Annotated in this window: 24 protein-coding genes; 20 read left to right on the plus strand and 4 right to left on the minus strand. The window is 36.1% G+C overall.

Annotated elements, in window-relative coordinates:
- Window positions 1–48 precede the first annotated feature (48 nt).
- From rlmB to FQU23_RS07415, 4 genes are all read right to left on the minus strand, one after another.
- Window positions 49–783: a 23S rRNA (guanosine(2251)-2'-O)-methyltransferase RlmB gene (gene rlmB, locus FQU23_RS07400; RefSeq protein WP_132110100.1), complete on the minus strand. Its 735-nt coding sequence runs from the start codon at window positions 781–783 to the stop codon at window positions 49–51.
- Window positions 784–849: 66 nt separating this feature from the next.
- Complete coding sequence (locus FQU23_RS07405) at window positions 850–2,295, minus strand: SusD/RagB family nutrient-binding outer membrane lipoprotein (RefSeq protein WP_147673322.1); 1,446 nt, start codon at window positions 2,293–2,295, stop codon at window positions 850–852.
- An 11-nt stretch (window positions 2,296–2,306) separates the two neighbouring features.
- Window positions 2,307–5,567 (minus strand): SusC/RagA family TonB-linked outer membrane protein, encoded by a 3,261-nt coding sequence (locus FQU23_RS07410; protein ID WP_147673323.1) that lies wholly within the window; start codon window positions 5,565–5,567, stop codon window positions 2,307–2,309.
- Window positions 5,568–5,652: 85 nt separating this feature from the next.
- Window positions 5,653–7,353: a hypothetical protein gene (locus tag FQU23_RS07415; RefSeq protein ID WP_147673324.1), complete on the minus strand. Its 1,701-nt coding sequence runs from the start codon at window positions 7,351–7,353 to the stop codon at window positions 5,653–5,655.
- A gap of 272 nt (window positions 7,354–7,625) precedes the next feature.
- On the opposite strand from FQU23_RS07415, the gene rpsL reads away from it, so the two are divergent.
- From rpsL to rplF, 20 genes are all read left to right on the plus strand, one after another.
- Window positions 7,626–8,009, plus strand: coding sequence for a 30S ribosomal protein S12 (rpsL, locus tag FQU23_RS07420; RefSeq protein WP_022828353.1), 384 nt, complete (start codon window positions 7,626–7,628; stop codon window positions 8,007–8,009).
- Between the two features lie 73 nt (window positions 8,010–8,082).
- Window positions 8,083–8,559, plus strand: coding sequence for a 30S ribosomal protein S7 (gene rpsG / locus FQU23_RS07425; RefSeq protein WP_035668130.1), 477 nt, complete (start codon window positions 8,083–8,085; stop codon window positions 8,557–8,559).
- 11 nt (window positions 8,560–8,570) lie between these two features.
- Complete coding sequence (gene fusA / locus FQU23_RS07430; protein WP_147673325.1) at window positions 8,571–10,727, plus strand: elongation factor G; 2,157 nt, start codon at window positions 8,571–8,573, stop codon at window positions 10,725–10,727.
- Between the two features lie 11 nt (window positions 10,728–10,738).
- Complete coding sequence (rpsJ, locus tag FQU23_RS07435) at window positions 10,739–11,044, plus strand: 30S ribosomal protein S10 (protein WP_011963470.1); 306 nt, start codon at window positions 10,739–10,741, stop codon at window positions 11,042–11,044.
- A 153-nt stretch (window positions 11,045–11,197) separates the two neighbouring features.
- The gene (gene rplC / locus FQU23_RS07440) at window positions 11,198–11,815 is read left to right on the plus strand and encodes a 50S ribosomal protein L3 (RefSeq protein ID WP_147673326.1); all 618 of its coding nucleotides are present in this window, start codon (window positions 11,198–11,200) and stop codon (window positions 11,813–11,815) included.
- A complete protein-coding gene (rplD, locus tag FQU23_RS07445) occupies window positions 11,815–12,444 on the plus strand; it encodes a 50S ribosomal protein L4 (RefSeq protein ID WP_132110113.1) in 630 nt (209 codons plus the stop codon). Before rplC ends, rplD begins: the two co-directional genes overlap by 1 nt.
- A 6-nt stretch (window positions 12,445–12,450) precedes the next feature.
- Window positions 12,451–12,741, plus strand: a complete 291-nt coding sequence (rplW, locus tag FQU23_RS07450; RefSeq protein WP_147673327.1) for a 50S ribosomal protein L23 — start codon at window positions 12,451–12,453, stop codon at window positions 12,739–12,741.
- 9 nt (window positions 12,742–12,750) lie between these two features.
- A complete protein-coding gene (rplB, locus tag FQU23_RS07455) occupies window positions 12,751–13,575 on the plus strand; it encodes a 50S ribosomal protein L2 (protein ID WP_147673328.1) in 825 nt (274 codons plus the stop codon).
- A gap of 7 nt (window positions 13,576–13,582) precedes the next feature.
- Window positions 13,583–13,861 (plus strand): 30S ribosomal protein S19, encoded by a 279-nt coding sequence (gene rpsS / locus FQU23_RS07460; protein WP_007136562.1) that lies wholly within the window; start codon window positions 13,583–13,585, stop codon window positions 13,859–13,861.
- A 6-nt stretch (window positions 13,862–13,867) separates the two neighbouring features.
- On the plus strand, window positions 13,868–14,278 hold the full coding sequence (gene rplV, locus FQU23_RS07465) for a 50S ribosomal protein L22 (protein ID WP_007136561.1): 411 nt from the start codon (window positions 13,868–13,870) through the stop codon (window positions 14,276–14,278).
- Window positions 14,279–14,284: 6 nt separating this feature from the next.
- Complete coding sequence (rpsC, locus tag FQU23_RS07470; RefSeq protein WP_132110117.1) at window positions 14,285–15,034, plus strand: 30S ribosomal protein S3; 750 nt, start codon at window positions 14,285–14,287, stop codon at window positions 15,032–15,034.
- Window positions 15,035–15,052: 18 nt separating this feature from the next.
- Complete coding sequence (rplP, locus tag FQU23_RS07475) at window positions 15,053–15,478, plus strand: 50S ribosomal protein L16 (protein ID WP_016989325.1); 426 nt, start codon at window positions 15,053–15,055, stop codon at window positions 15,476–15,478.
- Window positions 15,479–15,491: 13 nt separating this feature from the next.
- Window positions 15,492–15,689: a 50S ribosomal protein L29 gene (gene rpmC, locus FQU23_RS07480; protein WP_132110119.1), complete on the plus strand. Its 198-nt coding sequence runs from the start codon at window positions 15,492–15,494 to the stop codon at window positions 15,687–15,689.
- 11 nt (window positions 15,690–15,700) lie between these two features.
- A complete protein-coding gene (gene rpsQ, locus FQU23_RS07485) occupies window positions 15,701–15,961 on the plus strand; it encodes a 30S ribosomal protein S17 (RefSeq protein WP_066081027.1) in 261 nt (86 codons plus the stop codon).
- A 2-nt stretch (window positions 15,962–15,963) separates the two neighbouring features.
- Window positions 15,964–16,332: a 50S ribosomal protein L14 gene (gene rplN, locus FQU23_RS07490; RefSeq protein WP_132110121.1), complete on the plus strand. Its 369-nt coding sequence runs from the start codon at window positions 15,964–15,966 to the stop codon at window positions 16,330–16,332.
- Between the two features lie 11 nt (window positions 16,333–16,343).
- Window positions 16,344–16,658, plus strand: a complete 315-nt coding sequence (gene rplX, locus FQU23_RS07495; protein ID WP_132110123.1) for a 50S ribosomal protein L24 — start codon at window positions 16,344–16,346, stop codon at window positions 16,656–16,658.
- A 2-nt stretch (window positions 16,659–16,660) separates the two neighbouring features.
- Window positions 16,661–17,212, plus strand: a complete 552-nt coding sequence (gene rplE / locus FQU23_RS07500) for a 50S ribosomal protein L5 (RefSeq protein WP_132110125.1) — start codon at window positions 16,661–16,663, stop codon at window positions 17,210–17,212.
- Window positions 17,213–17,215: 3 nt separating this feature from the next.
- Complete coding sequence (gene rpsN, locus FQU23_RS07505) at window positions 17,216–17,485, plus strand: 30S ribosomal protein S14 (protein WP_074724338.1); 270 nt, start codon at window positions 17,216–17,218, stop codon at window positions 17,483–17,485.
- Between the two features lie 70 nt (window positions 17,486–17,555).
- The gene (rpsH, locus tag FQU23_RS07510) at window positions 17,556–17,954 is read left to right on the plus strand and encodes a 30S ribosomal protein S8 (RefSeq protein ID WP_066081018.1); all 399 of its coding nucleotides are present in this window, start codon (window positions 17,556–17,558) and stop codon (window positions 17,952–17,954) included.
- A gap of 15 nt (window positions 17,955–17,969) precedes the next feature.
- The gene (gene rplF, locus FQU23_RS07515; protein ID WP_147673329.1) at window positions 17,970–18,512 is read left to right on the plus strand and encodes a 50S ribosomal protein L6; all 543 of its coding nucleotides are present in this window, start codon (window positions 17,970–17,972) and stop codon (window positions 18,510–18,512) included.
- The last annotated feature ends 8 nt before the right edge of the window (window positions 18,513–18,520 follow it).

Here is an 18,520-nt window from a genome sequence, read left to right on the forward strand (position 1 = left end):
ATTTTATTCCACTGAAGGCTAGTTCCCGGTTCGCGGGCTATGGGGGAATTATATTCTTTGTCTCAACGCTTCATATAAAAAAGCTCCACAAGCAACTGATACATTTAGGGAACCGATAGTTCCAAACATGGGTAGTTTAGCTTTTTCATCGACGATCTTCAAAACCGATGGGTTTACTCCGCGATCTTCAGAACCCATAATGATGGCTACTCCTTCATTTAGAGAAATATCATAAATGGTTTGTTCTGTTTTTTCTGTTGCGGCAATTGTTTTAATTCCGCTTGCTTGCAAAAGAAAGATTGCATCCTTAATATGTTCTACTTTACAAATAGGGATATTAAATACTGCTCCTGCTGATGTTTTTACTGTGTCGCCATTTACAGGCGCTGAGCCAGCTTTTTGAACTATAATACCGTTTACTCCAGTACATTCGGCAGTTCTGATGATAGCTCCAAAGTTACGGGCGTCAGAAATTTGATCTAGTATAAGGAATAATGGTTTTTTTCCGTTTTCAACTACTGTGTCAATCAAGGTTTCTAAGTCAAAAAAGGAAATAGGGGATATGCTAGCTACCGCACCTTGGTGATTGTTAGGCGTTAATCTGTTTAGTTTTTCTACAGGAACGTAAGAGAAGTTTACATTGGCGCGCTTCATCACTTTCATTAAGTCTTTCATCAGTTCGCTGCTCGCTTCTTTTTGAATATAGACTTTATCTACTGTTGTACCGGCTTGAATCGCTTCGATTATAGCTCTAATCCCAAATATTTGATGTTCTTTTTCCATGGTGCAAAGATATAAAAAAAACCACCACTTTTAAAGGTGGTGGTTTTAATAATATTTATTGGATTTTTAGAATTTATCCCAGAAAACTTTAGTTGTTTGCTTGTCACCACCTATTGCAGTAGAAGCTGCAGTATAGTTGGTTTTGTTCAAGTTTTGCTCACTAATAGGATACGTATATCTTGTAGGAACTGGAAGTCCAGATACAGCCGGTAGGTTAAAACCTGGCATGTCATAAGTTCTCCAAGCTGTCCAAGCCTCGTAACCTCTATTGTGCATAGCTAACCAAAGTTGATTACCAATTTTTACTTTCCATGATCCAGGTGCTGTAAGATAGTTTACGTTAGGATTAGCTAAGTAAGCGATAACTCCAGTAGCTCCCCAATCGTCGAATGAAGCTGTAACACCATTGTTGTAAAATCCAGCTGCTAATGCTGGAGTTCCTGAAATAGAACGTTCAGCAGCATCTGCTAGGTAAAAACTTACTTCTGCATAGTCAATCAAAGATGCTGGATTTGTAGGGTCATATACTTTATCTCCTAGTTGAGTGTTCGTAGTAAAACTACTTACTGCGCCATAGGTTCCACCTTTGTATACTCCTGCTCCTAAATTTTGTTTAAAGAAAACCTCTCTTCTAGGGTCAGCAAGATTGTTCATGAAATCTACTAATGTATTAGCAGCAACGAAATCAGATCTTCCTGATTGCACTAAATCTACCCATACAGGGTTCGTATTAGGAGATGCGTTTGAGTACGCCATTGAAGCATTATCTGCATTTGAAGTAAATACACCACCACTAATTGCTGTTGTAATTGCAGCTCGTGCTGTTGTAGACATTGCAGCAACATCGATCACGCGAATACCCATTCTTAATTTTAATGAGTTACCAAATTTTTTCCAAGCACTAGCTGTTCCGCCATAAATTGGATCTGCAGAACCGAAACCGTCGTTAGTTATAGCTGGAATAGCAGCATTTAAACGTGTAAATAGATCAGCATAAACTGTAGCCGCATCGTCGTATACAGGTAAAACGTATTTCCCTGGGTCTAACGCTTGAGAATAGGGTACGTCTCCGAATGTCTCAACTAAATTAGCCCAAGCATAAACACTTAAAATCTCTATTTGAGCTTTTCTTGTGTCTTTAGTTTCTTGAGTAAAACTAGCAGTTACGGGAGTTGCCTCCGTGTTTTCTTTAGCAGTAGCTAAATCTAGAATTACGTCTCTGTACATTTCTGACCAATGCGCGTTAGTGATGTTACGTGTATTAAAGTCGTAATTGGCTTCGTCAACATATGTAGTCTCAGTCCAGTGTTGTCCTAACATTCTAAAAATATTAGTATTTACATTGGTGCTTGTCATTTGATCAACTAAGCTTTTCGTTGCACTTGTAAATAAAAAAGATGCATCAACTTGAGTTGGATTCTTTGGGTCTCTATTTAAATCTTCGTATGCGTCATTAGTTTGACACGATACTAGAGTGAAAATAGATAGCGCTGTTAATATGATTTTTTTCATAATTTTATTTTTTAAAACTGTAATTTAAGACTCGCTCCAATTTCTCTAATAGAAGGGTAAGCACCAGATTGGTAACCTTGAACATTTCCAGAACTTAAACCAGCTTCAGGATCTGCATATGGAGTGTTTTTGTCAATAATCCATAAGTTTCTTCCAATGATTGAAAAAGAAGCACTAGTGAAAGGCAATTGAGCTAATGTTTTTTCACCAAAATTGTATGTTAAACTTGCTTCACGTAACTTAATATAACCAGCGTCATAAACATGTAGTTTGTTAGGAGCTCGTGCGTAACCCCAAGGAGTTGTGTAAACATTAGCATTGGCTCTAACTGTATTTTTTGATCCATCAGGAGCAACACCATCTACTATTACACCACCAGAGTTAGCGCCATAGTTACCAGGAGTTCCTACAACTGCATCTCTAACAGGGTTTCCTAATTCATTGTTTGCTGCAGAGAAATCATACATACCAGTAGCGTAACCGTACCAAGTATCTAGAGAGAATACATCTCCACCTTTTTGCATGTCAATTAAGAAACTTAAATTTAAGTTTTTATAAGTGAAACTATTGTTTAGACCTGCTTTCCAGTCTGCATTAATGTCTCCAATTACTTCGTTACTTGCAGCAGTTCTTTGATATGTACCAATTCTACTAGCACTTCCTGTTTGGTTTACAATAGGTTGTCCGTTTGCAGCGTAAATAAAATCACTACCTCTAATCGTTCCGTAAGGTTGTCCTGGAGTTGCGTTTATTGAGATACCACCTTGTAAACTTGCTAATTGTAAGTTTTCAATTCCGTTTAACAATTCAACTACTAAACTTTTGTTTTGTGACCAGTTTAAGTTTAAATCCCATCTGAAATCAGTTGTTTTAAATGGAGTAGCATTAAATTGTACCTCCACACCTTTGTTTTCAATTGTTCCAGCGTTTAGAATAGCTGAACTATATCCAGTAGATGTAGATAATGGAATAGCTGTAATTTGGTTTATGTTTTGATTGTTATAGTACGACACATCAAAACCAACGCGTCTGTTTAGAAACGACATTTCTACTCCAAATTCATAACTATTTTGTCTCTCAGGTAGAAGCTCTCTGTTTGCTTGTGTTCCTGGGTTTGATGCAATACCATTCCCATTAAATGGAGTTCCAATAGCAAATGTATTGAAAACTCTGTATGGATCAGTTGCACTACCTACTTCAGCGTAATTCGCTCTTGCTTTACCAAATGACAACCAAGGGGCGTTAATAAATTGAGAGAAGATTAAACTTCCAGAAACTGAAAAATAATCAAATCTATTGTTGTCTTTTGGTAATGTAGAAGAACGGTCAGTTCTAAATGATCCTTCTAAGTAAGCGAAGTCATCATATCCTAAACTTGCTCTAACATATTCACCGTCAACCATGCTACTTGCGTCGTACTCTGTAGGAGCGTTAATAGGGTTTACACTGTTAGATAATGCGTATAAGCCTCTTAAATTTAATCCTCCATTTGTCGCTGCAAAGATGCTGTTAGCTACGTTGTTTCTTAAGTTGAAACCAACGTTTCCTTCTAAGTTTAATTTTTCAGTTATATCTTTGTTGAAGTTTAACATCAAATCATAGTTGTACTCAGAAACGTTGTTGTTAAATCTTGAATAGCTAGATACATCAGCACTACCGACGTTAATTCTTTCTTCTTGTAATGCAGCGTAAGTGTCAAATGAGAACCTTGCCATTACACTAAGCCAATCATTAATTTTGTTGTCTAAAGCAACATTACCAAAATATCTTGACCTTGTATCGGTTTGATAATTTTCGTAAAATGTCCAATATGGATTGTCAGAATAGATAGGTTTTGTATTGTCTGGACCATTAGGATTCCAAGTGATATTATCACCAGTAAGAAAGTATGCGTCTTTTTGTGCACCGTAGTCAACGTTCATTTGATTCCATTGTCTAAATTGTTGCATTACATTTCCAGAAGAATATCCTGTTCCATTTCTACCTTTACCGTCTGTTTTTACATAATTGAAGTTAGCAGAAGCGGTTAATTTATCAGTAAGATCTTGAGATCCTGAAAAAGCTATTGTATTTCTTCTAATGTTACTGTTAGGTAAGTTACCCTCAGCTAATAAATTAGTAAAGCCTAATCTAAATGCACTAGTTTCAGTACCTCCATCTAAGGATACAGAGTTTACTGCAGTACTACTTGTTCCCCAAACTGAATTTGGATTGTTCTTACCTGCTACCCATGGAGTTGCTTTTTGGTAAGTTGCAGTCAATTGTGGGTAAAGTGAATTCCATTGGTAAATCATTAAATTTGGATCAAATGCTGCACCATAAGAAGCATCTTCTGTAAATGGAGTTGTTAAATCGTCAATTCCATCTCCGTTGATATCAGCTTCGTTGAAGTACTGATCTTCATTCGGACCATAATAAGGACCGTAACCAGCTCCATATTTGTTCTGGTATCTTGGTAAAGTTGTGCTGTCAGCATTCCCTACAGTTATACTAGAATTTATTGTAACTCCAAGTCCTTTTCGACTTTTTCCTTTTTTAGTTACAATCATTACAACACCGTTAGATGCACGTGATCCGTAAAGTGCTGTTGCAGCTGCTCCTTTTAGAACATTGATAGATTCGATGTCATCAGGATTAATGTCAGATGCAGCATTACCGTAATCGTAACCACCTCCACCGGCTTTTTGCGTTCCTGTGTTTGAGTTTCCATTATCAATTGGCACACCATCAACAACAAATAAAGCTTGGTTATTACCAGCGATAGAGCTATTTCCTCTAATAACAACGTTAGTAGATCCACCAAAATTTCCAGAAGTTTTAATCTCTAAACCTGCAACCTTACCTGAAAGTGAGTTTACAAAATTCGAGCTTTTCACATTTGAAACTTCTTCACCACCTACTTGTTGCGTTGCGTATCCAAGTGCTTTTTTCTCTCTTTTAATACCTAAGGCAGTTACTACTACCCCTTCTAGTTCTACGGTAGATGACATCATTGAGATGTTTACGTTAGATTTAGAAGCGACTACAGATTGGGTTTTCATCCCAATGTAGTTAAAAACTAGAATTTGAGTTGGGGTAGCTTTAATAGCATATTTCCCGTCAAAATCAGTTTGTGTGCCAGAATTGGTTCCTTTAACCAATACATTCACGCCTGGTATTGGCATGCCTGCATCGTCAGAAACAACCCCCGTCACAACTCTCTCTTGCGCAAAAGTTAGTTGCGCCATCAGTACTACAAGTAGTACTAAGATTCCATTGAACTTTAGTTTCATTTTTAATTATTTTGAATTAGTCTCACAAAATTCTTAATAATTTGTTAAGATTCCTAATTAAAATAAGGCTTTTTTATGCACGCATCTAAAATTTAACATTATAACTAATATGGATAATTGTGTTATAAAAATCAATTTTTGTGCTTTTTTCGCTACCATTAGCGAGGGATATTTTGAGTAAACCGTTTGTAGTTTGGATTCCAAATCCAAGTCCGAAAGCTAGTAGATCTGTTTTGTTTTTGATTGAGCTAGGGCTTCGGAAGCTGCAGTAATCAAGGATTGTATTGAAGTATGCGCTCGGTGAGATGATGTAGCGGTATTCAGTAATGATAGTAGTCATGAGATTTGCTTGCAAACTATTTTCGGTAAACCCTCTGATAGAGTTAATGCCTCCAAAACGGTATAATTCGTTGTCAAGATAGTTAGAACTGTAAAGGAAATAATTATGACTTTTTATGTTAATATTGTTCTTTGTGTTTAAATAAAAGGTGTGCGTTGCCTGCAGTTCAATAAAAAACTGCTTGTATTTTGTATTTTTTTCTGATTGATTGTTTGTTTCTCTTTTTCCGGATCCAGCAGTTATATCAAGGGAGGATTTTTTTAGAAAAAGCGTCTTGGAATAATCAAATTGTGAAAAATGTAGTTTTGAAGTTATAAAGGTGTTATTGTAATCGGTTAGTGAAGTGCTGTTTGTGTTTTGAATGTCGCTCGATGCTGTTGATTGATATCCCAAATAGAAACGGGTGTTGTAATTGATGAAATAACTCAGGTCGATCTGAGTTTTTGTGTTTTGATATGTGCTGTCTTGCTTGAAAATGTTTAACTGTGCTTTGAGTCCAATCGGAGTTTTGAATAAATAGGGAAGTTCTAAGGAAGTGTTGAATGTTTTCTGTTGGTTGCCGTCGCTTTTCCAATAAAGTGAAAATTGCTCTCCTACTTGTAAGGTATTTTCTAGAGTAAGATCAAGGTATCCGTTGAGGACGATTTTTTTATTTTCATTATTGCTGAATCCAACGAAGCCGTCAAAAGCGTTTGATTTTCTTTTTTCGAGATAAACGTACACTTTGGTACTGTCTTTTGTAAATAATATTTCGGGATGTTTGGGTTGGCTTACGAAACTAATTTTTCGAAATTCGTCATGAATCTTTGTTAGGAGTTCTTGGTTGAATGTTTTGTTTTTGTATTTTCTGTTTATTTGGGTTAAATAATTACTGGGGAAACTGTTGTTCTTCGAGTTGTCTGTTTGCTTTATTACAATGGTGTTTAGTTGTCTGTGGTTTTCTGTTTCTAATTGTAGATTGGCAAACAGTATGTTTTCTTTACGTTGGATATTTGTTAGCTTCATTTTTGCTAGAGGAAATCCTTTTCTTTCTAGAGCAACGGTACTTTGGTTTAGGAATTTTTCTATTTCGATGTATGGTATAAAAATGCTGTCCTGTGTCGTGTTGTTAAATAGTGTTTTAGTAATCGCTTTATTTTTACCTATATATATGTGAATGTATTTTATTTTCATACCTAAGCTAATTTGTGCTGTACAGGTAGAATCATTTTTTTTAAGCTGTTTGATGACTTTATTTTCGATATATCCCAATTTTGATAGTTTTTGAGAGGTGGATTCAATCTCAGATTTTATTGAGAGTGCATCTTTGTGTTTCGAAATGTAGTTTAGAGAGTCTATTATTTGGGTTTCCTGTTTGGAATTGCCTGTTAGTTGCAGTTCGAAATTTTGCGCAAAGCAAGTTGCTGTGTATGCGAGTAGAGAAATATAAAGTAGGAGGTATTTCAAGTTGAGTATAAGTTTTTATAAAAGTAATGCAAATATCGAAAGTTTGTAGTAAAAGTCAAGTTGCTTTCTGATTGTCAGAAAATCGTTGTGGAATTGAGAAATTGTTCTTGTTAGTTAATAGATTGGTGGATTCTATATACCATTAAATAACAATTGTTTACTTCAAATAAAAATTAATGAATTAACGTTTGTAGAGAAAAAAAAAAGTTATACATTTGCAACCCCGTAAAAAGCGGGAATTAAATATACATAATAAATTTTTAGTATTAATTATGCCAACAATTCAACAATTAGTAAGAACAGGAAGAACTCAGATGACTAAGAAGAGTAAATCGGTTGCTTTAGATTCTTGTCCTCAAAGAAGAGGGGTTTGTACGCGTGTTTACACTACAACACCAAAAAAACCAAACTCTGCAATGCGTAAAGTAGCGCGTGTACGTTTGACAAATGGTAATGAAGTAAATGCCTACATCCCTGGTGAAGGACACAATCTACAAGAGCACTCGATAGTATTAGTTAGGGGTGGAAGGGTAAAAGATTTACCAGGAGTTAGATATCACATCGTTCGTGGTGCACTTGATACGTCAGGAGTAGCAGGAAGAACGCAAAGAAGATCTAAGTACGGAGCAAAACGCCCAAAAGAAGCAAAAAAGTAATTTAAAACGTAATTCTTGTAAGGTCGCGATATGTCGTGACTATATGGGTGTGAAATTTTATTAAAAAAAAGACATGAGAAAAAGAGCGGCAAAGAAAAGACCACTTTTACCAGATCCAAGGTTTAATGACCAACTGGTAACACGTTTTGTGAACAACTTAATGTGGGATGGAAAAAAATCGACAGCGTTTAAAGTATTTTATGATGCAATTGACATCATTGAGTCTAAAAAACAAGATGCGGAAAAACCTTCATTAGAAATTTGGAAGGATGCTTTAACTAACGTTATGCCTCACGTAGAAGTGCGTAGTCGTAGAGTTGGTGGGGCTACATTCCAAATTCCGATGCAAATTAGACCAGATAGAAAAATTTCTATGGCAATGAAGTGGTTAATACTTTATTCAAGAAGAAGAAATGAAAAATCTATGGCTCAAAGGTTAGCTTCAGAATGTTTAGCTGCGGCTAAAGAAGAAGGAGCGGCTGTTAAGAAAAGAATGGATACTCACAAAATGGCAGAAGCTAACAAAGCTTTCTCTCACTTTAGATTTTAATTCATAGAAAAATGGCTAGAGATTTAAGATATACAAGAAATATAGGAATTGCTGCTCATATTGATGCTGGTAAAACAACAACAACAGAGCGTATCCTTTTTTACACGGGTAAAACACACAAAATTGGTGAGGTGCACAATGGTGCTTCAACAATGGACTGGATGGAACAAGAAGCGGAAAGAGGTATTACAATTACTTCTGCAGCTACTACTTGTGAGTGGAATTTTCCAACTACACAGGGGAAGATTTTGCCGGAAACATTACCTTACCACTTTAATATTATTGATACTCCAGGACACGTTGATTTTACTGTTGAAGTAAATCGTTCTTTACGTGTACTTGATGGGTTGGTTTTCTTGTTTAGTGCTGTTGATGGTGTTGAGCCTCAATCAGAAACTAACTGGAGACTTGCAGATCAATATAGGGTACCACGTATTGGGTTTGTTAATAAAATGGACAGACAAGGTGCTAACTTTTTGAACGTGTGTCAGCAAGTTAGAGATATGCTAAAATCGAATGCTGTTGCGATCACTTTACCAATTGGTGAGGAAAATGATTTCAAAGGTGTTGTGGATTTAGTGAGAAACCAAGCTATTGTTTGGGATGACGCAGGTATGGGGGCAACTTACGAGATTGTGCCTATTCCTGAGGATATGATTGCTGACGTTAAAGAGTATAGATCTATTCTTATTGAAGCAGTTGCTGACTACGATGAGAATTTATTAGAGAAGTTTATGGAAGATGAAGACTCAATTACTGAGGAAGAAATCAACATAGCTTTAAGAGCTGCTACTATGGATATGGCTATCATTCCTATGGTTGCTGGTTCTTCTTTCAAAAACAAAGGAGTGCAATTCATGTTAGATGCAGTATGTAAGTACTTGCCGTCTCCAATGGATAAAGAAGGTATCGAAGGAATTCACCCTGATGATGTTGAATTGTTAGAAGAAGATCAAACTAAAATTTTGCGTAAGCCAGATGTTAAAGAGCCTTTTGCTGCTTTAGCGTTTAAGATTGCTACTGACCCATTCGTAGGTCGTTTAGCTTTCTTCCGTGCGTATTCAGGACGTTTAGATGCAGGTTCTTATGTTTTGAACACTCGTTCAGGAAACAAAGAAAGAATCTCTCGTATATACCAAATGCATGCTAACAAGCAAAACCCAATCGATTTTATCGAAGCAGGTGATATTGGAGCAGCAGTAGGATTTAAAGATATCAAAACTGGAGATACATTGTGTGATGAAAAACACCCAATTATTCTTGAGTCAATGAAATTCCCTGCACCGGTAATTGGTATTGCAATTGAGCCTAAAACTAAAGCTGACGTAGATAAAATGGGTATGGCTTTGGCTAAATTAGCTGAAGAAGATCCTACGTTTACTGTTAGAACTGATGAGGCTTCGGGGCAAACTATTATCTCTGGTATGGGTGAGCTTCACTTAGATATCTTGGTTGATAGAATGAAACGTGAATTTAAAGTTGAAGTGAACCAAGGTGAGCCTCAAGTTGAATACAAAGAAGCTTTTACAAGAGAAGCTCAACATAGAGAAACATACAAGAAACAATCTGGAGGTCGTGGTAAATTCGGTGATATCGTATTTAAATTAGAGCCAGCTGATGAAGTTGACGGTAAAGCTCCAGTTGGTTTGCAGTTTATTAATGCTGTAAAAGGTGGTAACGTTCCTAAAGAATACATACCTTCTGTTGAGAAAGGATTTAGAGAAGCTATGAAAACTGGTCCATTAGCAGGATATCAAGTTGATAGTTTGAAAGTAACTCTTTTAGATGGATCTTTTCACCCGGTGGATTCTGATGCACTTTCTTTTGAACTTGCAGCTAGAATGGGTTATAGAGAAGTAGCTAAGGCTGCTGGAGCTGTAATTCTTGAGCCTATCATGAAAATGGAAGTTATTACACCAGAAGAAAACATGGGGGATATTGTAGGTGATATCAACCGTCGTAGAGGTCAGGTTAATGACATGGGAGATAGAAATGGCGCGAAGACTATTAAGGCAGATGTGCCATTATCAGAAATGTTTGGTTATGTAACAACATTAAGAACATTGTCATCTGGTAGAGCAACATCTACTATGGAATTTTCACATTACGCGGAAACTCCTTCTAATATTTCGGAAGCAGTAATCAAAAAAGCAAAAGGAAACGCTTAATCTTAAAGAAAATGAGTCAAAAAATCAGAATAAAACTAAAATCTTACGATCACATGCTAGTAGATAAGTCTGCTGAAAAGATTGTAAAAACGGTTAAGAGTACCGGTGCAGTAGTAACAGGGCCAATTCCATTGCCTACTCACAAAAAACTTTTTACAGTACTACGTTCTCCGCACGTTAACAAAAAAGCGAGAGAGCAATTTGAAGTAATGTCATACAAGAGATTGATTGATATTTATTCATCTTCATCTAAAACTATTGATGCTTTAATGAAATTAGAATTGCCTAGTGGAGTTGAAGTAGAGATCAAAGTTTAAGGATTTACTTAAGAGTAAAAAGGGCACTTTGTTTAAGTGGAAGTTTTTTTTGGATTGTGTGTAAATAAGTTATACTTTTGCACCACTTTAAAAATAAGCTCCACTTAAATGATGTGTTCTATTTTTATATTTAATAATTAATAATTAATATTTATGTCTGGGTTAATTGGTAGAAAAATCGGCATGACTAGTATTTTCGATGAAAACGGGAAGAACATTCCTTGTACAGTAATTGAAGCTGGTCCATGTGTTGTTACCCAAGTCAGAACCATTGGTGTTGACGGGTACGAAGCGTTGCAACTGGGTTTCGATGACAAAAACGAGAAACATTCCACAAAAGCGGCTGTAGGTCACTTTAAGAAAGCGGGAACTGTAGCTAAGAAAAAAGTCGTTGAATTTCAGAATTTTGCAACAGAACAAAAACTAGGAGATCTTATAGATGTTTCTATGTTTGTAGAAGGAGAATTTGTAGATGTACAAGGTGTATCTAAAGGTAAAGGTTTTCAAGGGGTTGTAAAACGTCACGGTTTTGGTGGTGTTGGTCAAGCAACTCATGGTCAACATAACCGTTTAAGAGCGCCAGGTTCTGTAGGAGCTTCTTCTTATCCATCTAGAGTATTCAAAGGAATGCGTATGGCTGGAAGAATGGGAGGAGAAAATGTAAACGTTCAAAACCTTAGAGTATTAAAAGTAGTTACTGAAAAGAACCTACTTGTTATAAAAGGATGTGTTCCTGGTCATAACAACTCTTATGTAATCATTCACAAGTAATGGAAGTAAAAGTATTAGATTTCAACGGAAAAGATACTGGAAGAAAGGTTGAACTTTCTGATTCAGTATTCGCAATTGAACCAAATAATCACGCAGTATATCTTGATGTTAAGCAATATTTAGCTAATCAAAGACAAGGAACGCACAAAGCGAAAGAAAGAGCTGAAGTAGCGGGAAGTACACGTAAGATTAAAAAACAAAAAGGAACTGGTACTGCTCGTGCGGGTAGTGCAAAGAATCCATTGTTTAAAGGTGGAGGAACAGTTTTCGGACCAAGACCAAGAAGTTATTCATTTAAATTGAATAAAAGCTTGAAGCGTTTGGCAAGAAAATCTGCATTCTCAATGAAAGCAAAAGAGTCAAACATTATCGTTCTTGAAGACTTTAATTTTGAAACTCCAAACACTAAAAATTTCATTAATGTTTTGAAAGCTTTAGAGTTAGAAAATAAAAAATCTCTATTTGTGTTGGGCGATACGAATAAAAATGTATATTTGTCCTCACGCAATTTAAAAGCATCTAGCGTTGTAAGTAGCTTAGAATTAAGCACTTACGCTATACTAAATGCTAATAACCTAGTTCTTTTAGAAAGCTCTTTGGAGATAATTGAAGAAAACTTAAGTAAATAATAGGATATGAGCATCATAATTAAACCTATAGTAACGGAAAAAGTAACCAAAGAAAGTGAAGTTTTAAACCGCTTCGGATTCGTTGTTAACAAAAAAGCAAATAAAGTTGAGATTAAGAAAGCTATTGAAGCTACTTATGGTGTGACTATTTTGAGTGTTAACACGATGAATGTAAGGCCGGATAGAACTACAAAATACACTAAAAGTGGTTTGATCAGTGGAAAGACTAATGCAATTAAAAAAGCAATTGTTCAAGTACAAGAAGGAGAAACAATTGATTTTTACAACAATATCTAAGATAGAAAAATGTCAGTAAGAAAATTAAAACCTATTACCCCAGGTCAGCGATTTAGAGTTGTGAATGGTTATGACGCCATTACAACTGATAAGCCGGAACGCTCTTTGATAGCGCCGATAAAAAACTCTGGAGGTAGAAATAGTCAAGGAAAGATGACCATGCGTTATACGGGTGGTGGTCACAAGCAGAGATATCGTATCATTGATTTCAAAAGAACAAAGGAAGGAATTCCAGCGACTGTGAAATCAATTGAATATGATCCAAATCGTACTGCATTTATCGCATTGTTAGCTTATGCTGATGGTGAGAAAACGTATGTTATTGCTCAAAACGGATTGAAAGTAGGTCAGAAATTAGTTTCTGGTCCAGAATCTCAACCGGAAATAGGTAATGCAATGCCGTTAAGCAGAATTCCATTAGGAACTGTTATTTCTTGTATTGAGTTAAGACCAGGTCAAGGAGCAGTAATTGCTCGTTCTGCTGGGACTTTTGCTCAATTAATGGCAAGAGATGGGAAATATGCAACAATCAAAATGCCTTCAGGTGAAACAAGATTAATCTTGTTAACTTGTGCTGCTACTATTGGAGCTGTTTCTAATTCAGACCACCAATTAGTTGTATCTGGTAAAGCAGGTAGAACGAGATGGTTAGGTAGAAGACCTAGAACAAGACCTGTTGCAATGAACCCTGTCGATCACCCAATGGGTGGTGGTGAAGGACGTTCTTCTGGTGGACATCCACGTTCAAGAAATGGAATACCAGCAAAAGGTTATAGAACTCGTTCTAAGAAAAACCCGAGTAACAAGTATATCGTAGAACGTAGAAAGAAATAATTAAGATATGGCACGTTCATTAAAAAAAGGACCTTTCGTTCATTATAAGTTAGACAAGAAAGTTCAGGAAAACATAGCAGGTGGAAACAAAGGAGTTGTAAAGACATGGTCTAGGGCTTCTATGATTACTCCGGACTTTGTTGGGCAAACTATCGCAGTTCATAACGGTCGTCAATTTGTACCAGTTTACGTAACTGAAAACATGGTAGGTCACAAATTAGGAGAATTTTCACCAACTAGATCTTTTAGAGGTCATGCTGGAGCAAAAAATAAAGGTAAAAAATAAGAAGCAATGGGAGTTCGTAAAAGAGAAACAGCAGATGCGAGAAAAGAGGCTAATAAGTCTATTGCTTTCGCAAAATTGAATAACTGCCCTACTTCACCTAGAAAAATGCGCTTAGTAGCGGACTTGGTAAGAGGTCAGAAGGTAGAGAGAGCATTAAACATCCTTAGATTTAGTTCTAAAGAAGCTTCAAGAAAATTAGAGAAATTGGTTTTATCTGTTATTGCTAACTGGCAAGCAAAAAACCCTGACGCTAATATGGAAGAAGCAGGTTTATTTGTTAAAACGATTACAGTTGATGGTGGAATGATGTTGAAAAGACTTCGTCCAGCACCACAAGGTCGTGCACACAGAATAAGAAAACGTTCTAATCACGTTACAATCGTATTAGGATCTATTAATAACACACAAGCAATTTAATACAAGATGGGACAAAAGACAAATCCAATTGGAAATAGACTTGGTATCATCAGAGGATGGGACTCAAACTGGTATGGTGGAAATGATTATGGTGATAAACTTGCCGAAGATCACAAAATCAGAAAGTATATCCATGCTCGTTTATCAAAAGCTAGTGTATCAAAAGTAATCATCGAGAGAACTTTGAAACTTGTAACCGTTACTATCACTACTGCTAGACCTGGTATCATTATCGGAAAAGGTGGACAAGAGGTAGACAAGTTAAAAGAGGAACTTAAGAAAATTACTGACAAAGAGGTTCAAATCAACATCTTTGAAATCAAAAGACCAGAGCTTGACGCGTATCTAGTTGCTACAAGCATCTGTCGTCAAATCGAAAGCCGTATTTCTTACAGACGTGCAATCAAAATGGCTATTGCTGCTTCTATGCGTATGAACGCTGAAGGTATCAAAGTTTTGATTTCTGGTCGTTTGAATGGTGCTGAGATGGCGCGTTCGGAAGGTTTCAAAGAAGGAAGAGTTCCTTTATCAACTTTCAGAGCCGATATTGATTATGCATTAGCTGAAGCGCATACTACTTATGGTAGAATGGGTATCAAAGTGTGGATCATGAAAGGTGAAGTTTACGGAAAGAGAGATCTTTCTCCGCTTGCTGGAATGGACAAGAAACAATCTGGCGGAAAAGGTGGAGATGCTCCTCGTGGTAAATCTAACTTTAATAAAGGTGGAAAACCAGACGCTCGTAAAAGAAAGTAATTTTTAAATTAAAGAAAAATGTTACAGCCTAAAAGAACAAAATACCGTAAGGTACAAAAAGGTAAAATGAAAGGGAACTCTGGAAGAGGACATGAACTTTCTAATGGAATGTTTGGTATTAAATCTGTACATGAAGATGGAATGTTTCTAACTTCTCGTCAAATTGAAGCTGCGCGTATCGCTGCAACTCGTTTCATGAAAAGAGAGGGACAATTATGGATCAAAATATTTCCAGACAAACCAATTACTAAGAAGCCTCTTGAGGTACGTATGGGTAAAGGTAAAGGTGCAGTTGAGTATTGGGCTGCCGTTGTTAAACCCGGAAGAATTATGTTTGAAGTTGGAGGAGTTCCTTTGTCAGTTGCAAAAGAGGCGTTACGTCTTGCAGCTCAAAAGCTTCCAGTAAAAACTAAATTCGTTGTTGCTAGAGATTTCGAAGCATAATCTATATTATATTATGAAACAATCAGAAATAAAAGATCTTTCTGCAGCGGAGTTGCAAGAGAAGCTTAGTTTGACTAAGAAAACATATGCTGACCTAAAAATGGCTCATGCTATATCGCCAATTGAGAATCCACTTCAAATTAGAAGTGTAAGAAGAGTAATTGCGAGAATAGCTACAGAGCTTACAAAAAGAGAGTTGCAATCATTGTAATCTGCCGAAAGATGGAAGAAAAAAGAAATTTAAGAAAAGAGAGAGTTGGTGTTGTAACTTCGGACAAAATGGACAAGTCTATTGTTGTTGCGGAAGTGCGTAAAGTAAAACACCCATTATACGGTAAGTTCGTGTTGAAAACTAAAAAGTATCATGCACACGACGAAATGAACGACTGTAACATTGGAGATACGGTAAGGATTAGCGAAACACGTCCTTTAAGTAAAACAAAATGTTGGAGGTTAGTTGAAATCTTAGAAAGAGCTAAATAATTATGGTACAACAAGAATCAAGATTAAAAGTAGCAGATAACACTGGAGCTAAAGAAGTTTTAACTATCCGTGTTTTAGGAGGTACCAAAAGAAGGTATGCTTCAGTTGGTGACAAGATTGTAGTTTCTATCAAAGATACAACTCCTAACGGAAGCGTTAAAAAGGGAGCTGTTTCAACTGCAGTTGTTATACGTACCAGAAAAGAAGTGAGAAGAGCTGATGGTTCTTATATCCGTTTCGATGACAATGCATGTGTTCTTTTGAACGCTGCAGGGGAAATGAGAGGAACTCGTGTTTTTGGACCGGTAGCAAGAGAACTTCGTGAAAAACAATTCATGAAAATTGTATCATTAGCACCAGAAGTGCTTTAATTCGTTATAAGATGATAAAGCTAAAAATAAAAACAGGCGACATTGTAAGAGTAATTACTGGAGACCATAAAGGTGCTGAAGGTAAAGTATTGCGAGTTGACCGTGAGAAAAACAAAGCGATCGTTGAAGGTGTAAACATGGTTTCTAAACACACGAAACCAAGTGCAAAAAGCCCTCAAGGTGGTATTGTAAAAAAAGAAGCTTCTATTCAAATTTCTAACATCTCTCTAATTGATCCTAAAACAAAGGAAGCAACTAGAACTGGAGTTAGAGTTGAAGGAGATAAGAAAGTAAGATTTTCAAAAAAATCTAATCAAGTACTATAGTAATGGCGTATATACCTAGACTAAAAGAGGAATACAAGAACAGAGTAATATCTGCTCTTAAAGAGGAGTACGGATACACAAACGTAATGCAAGTTCCAAAATTGGAAAAAATCGTTTTGAGCCGTGGAGTTGGAGCAGCAGTATCTGATAAAAAATTAATTGACTATGCAGTTGATGAATTGACAAAGATAACTGGACAAAAAGCAATATCTACAATTTCAAAGAAAGATGTTGCATCTTTCAAATTGAGAAAAGGAATGCCGATTGGTGCTAAAGTTACTTTACGTGGAGAAAGAATGTATGAGTTTTTAGATAGACTTATCACATCTTCTTTGCCACGTGTTAGAGATTTCAGTGGTATTAAAGCTACAGGTTTTGACGGAAGAGGAAACTATAACCTTGGGGTTTTAGAGCAAATCATTTTCCCAGAAATTGACATTGATAAAGTAAACAAAATATCAGGTATGGATATCTCTTTTGTAACTACTGCAAAAACAGATAAGGAAGCAAAGTCATTATTGACTGAATTAGGATTACCTTTTAAAAAGAATTAAGATATGGCTAAAGAATCAATGAAAGCCCGTGAGGTGAAGAGAGAAAAAACGGTAGCTAAGTATGCTGAGAAAAGAAAAGCTTTGTTAGAAGCTGGAGATTTCGTAGGTTTGCAAAAATTACCTAAAAACGCTTCACCTGTTCGTTTGCACAATAGATGTAAAATAACAGGTAGACCTAGAGGTTACATGCGTCAATTTGGTGTTTCACGTGTTACTTTTCGTGAAATGGCAAATAACGGATTGATACCAGGGGTTAAAAAAGCCAGTTGGTAAAATAATAATTTTAATTGGTTAAAGGTTCTTCAGATGGTCTGACGAAAACCATAACCGCAAATTTATACATATGTATACAGATCCTATTGCAGATTATTTAACAAGAGTTAGAAACGCTGTGGCTGCAAACCACAAGGTTGTCGAAATTCCTGCATCTAATCTAAAAAAAGAAATAACTAAGATCTTATTTGATCAAGGTTATATCTTAAGTTACAAATTTGAAGACAACGCTGTTCAGGGTTCAATCAAAATTGCTTTGAAGTATGATAAAGATACTAAAGAGTCAGTAATTAAAGATATCCAAAGAATTAGTAAACCAGGTTTACGTAAATATTCAAGTTCTTCTACTATACCAAGAATCCTTAACGGATTAGGTATTGCGATTGTTTCTACATCTAAAGGTCTTATGACTGGAAAGAAAGCGAAACAATTAAATGTTGGTGGTGAAGTAATTTGTTACGTATACTAATAAATAGACTATAAGATGTCAAGAATAGGTAAAAGTCCAATTGTAATCCCTGCTGGTGTAACTGTAGAAGTTAAAGACGGTATTATTACAGTAAAGGGAAAAAATGGTCAACTTACGCAGGAGTTTTCGGACGTAACTGTAACAGTTGAAGACGGTCAAGTTCAAGTGGACAGATCGTCTGATCACAAAGACGAAAGAGCAAAACACGGTTTATACAGATCTTTAATCAATAATATGATTATCGGTGTAACTGAAGGTTTTACAAAATCATTAGAATTGGTAGGAGTAGGTTACAGAGCTTCGAATCAAGGACAAAAATTAGATTTAGCTCTTGGATACTCTCACAATATCGTTTTGGAAGTTGCTCCTGAAGTAACTTTAGAGACTATATCTGAAAAAGGTAAAAACCCAATCGTTAAACTTACATCGTTTGACAAACAACTTTTAGGTCAAGTTGCGGCAAAAATTAGAGCTTTCCGTAAGCCTGAGCCGTACAAAGGAAAAGGTGTTAAATTTGTGGGTGAAGTATTAAGAAGAAAAGCAGGTAAATCAGCTTAAAAAATAAG

The sequence above is a fragment of the Flavobacterium sp. XN-5 genome, from assembly GCF_008033395.2.
GTDB lineage: Bacteria > Bacteroidota > Bacteroidia > Flavobacteriales > Flavobacteriaceae > Flavobacterium > Flavobacterium hiemivividum.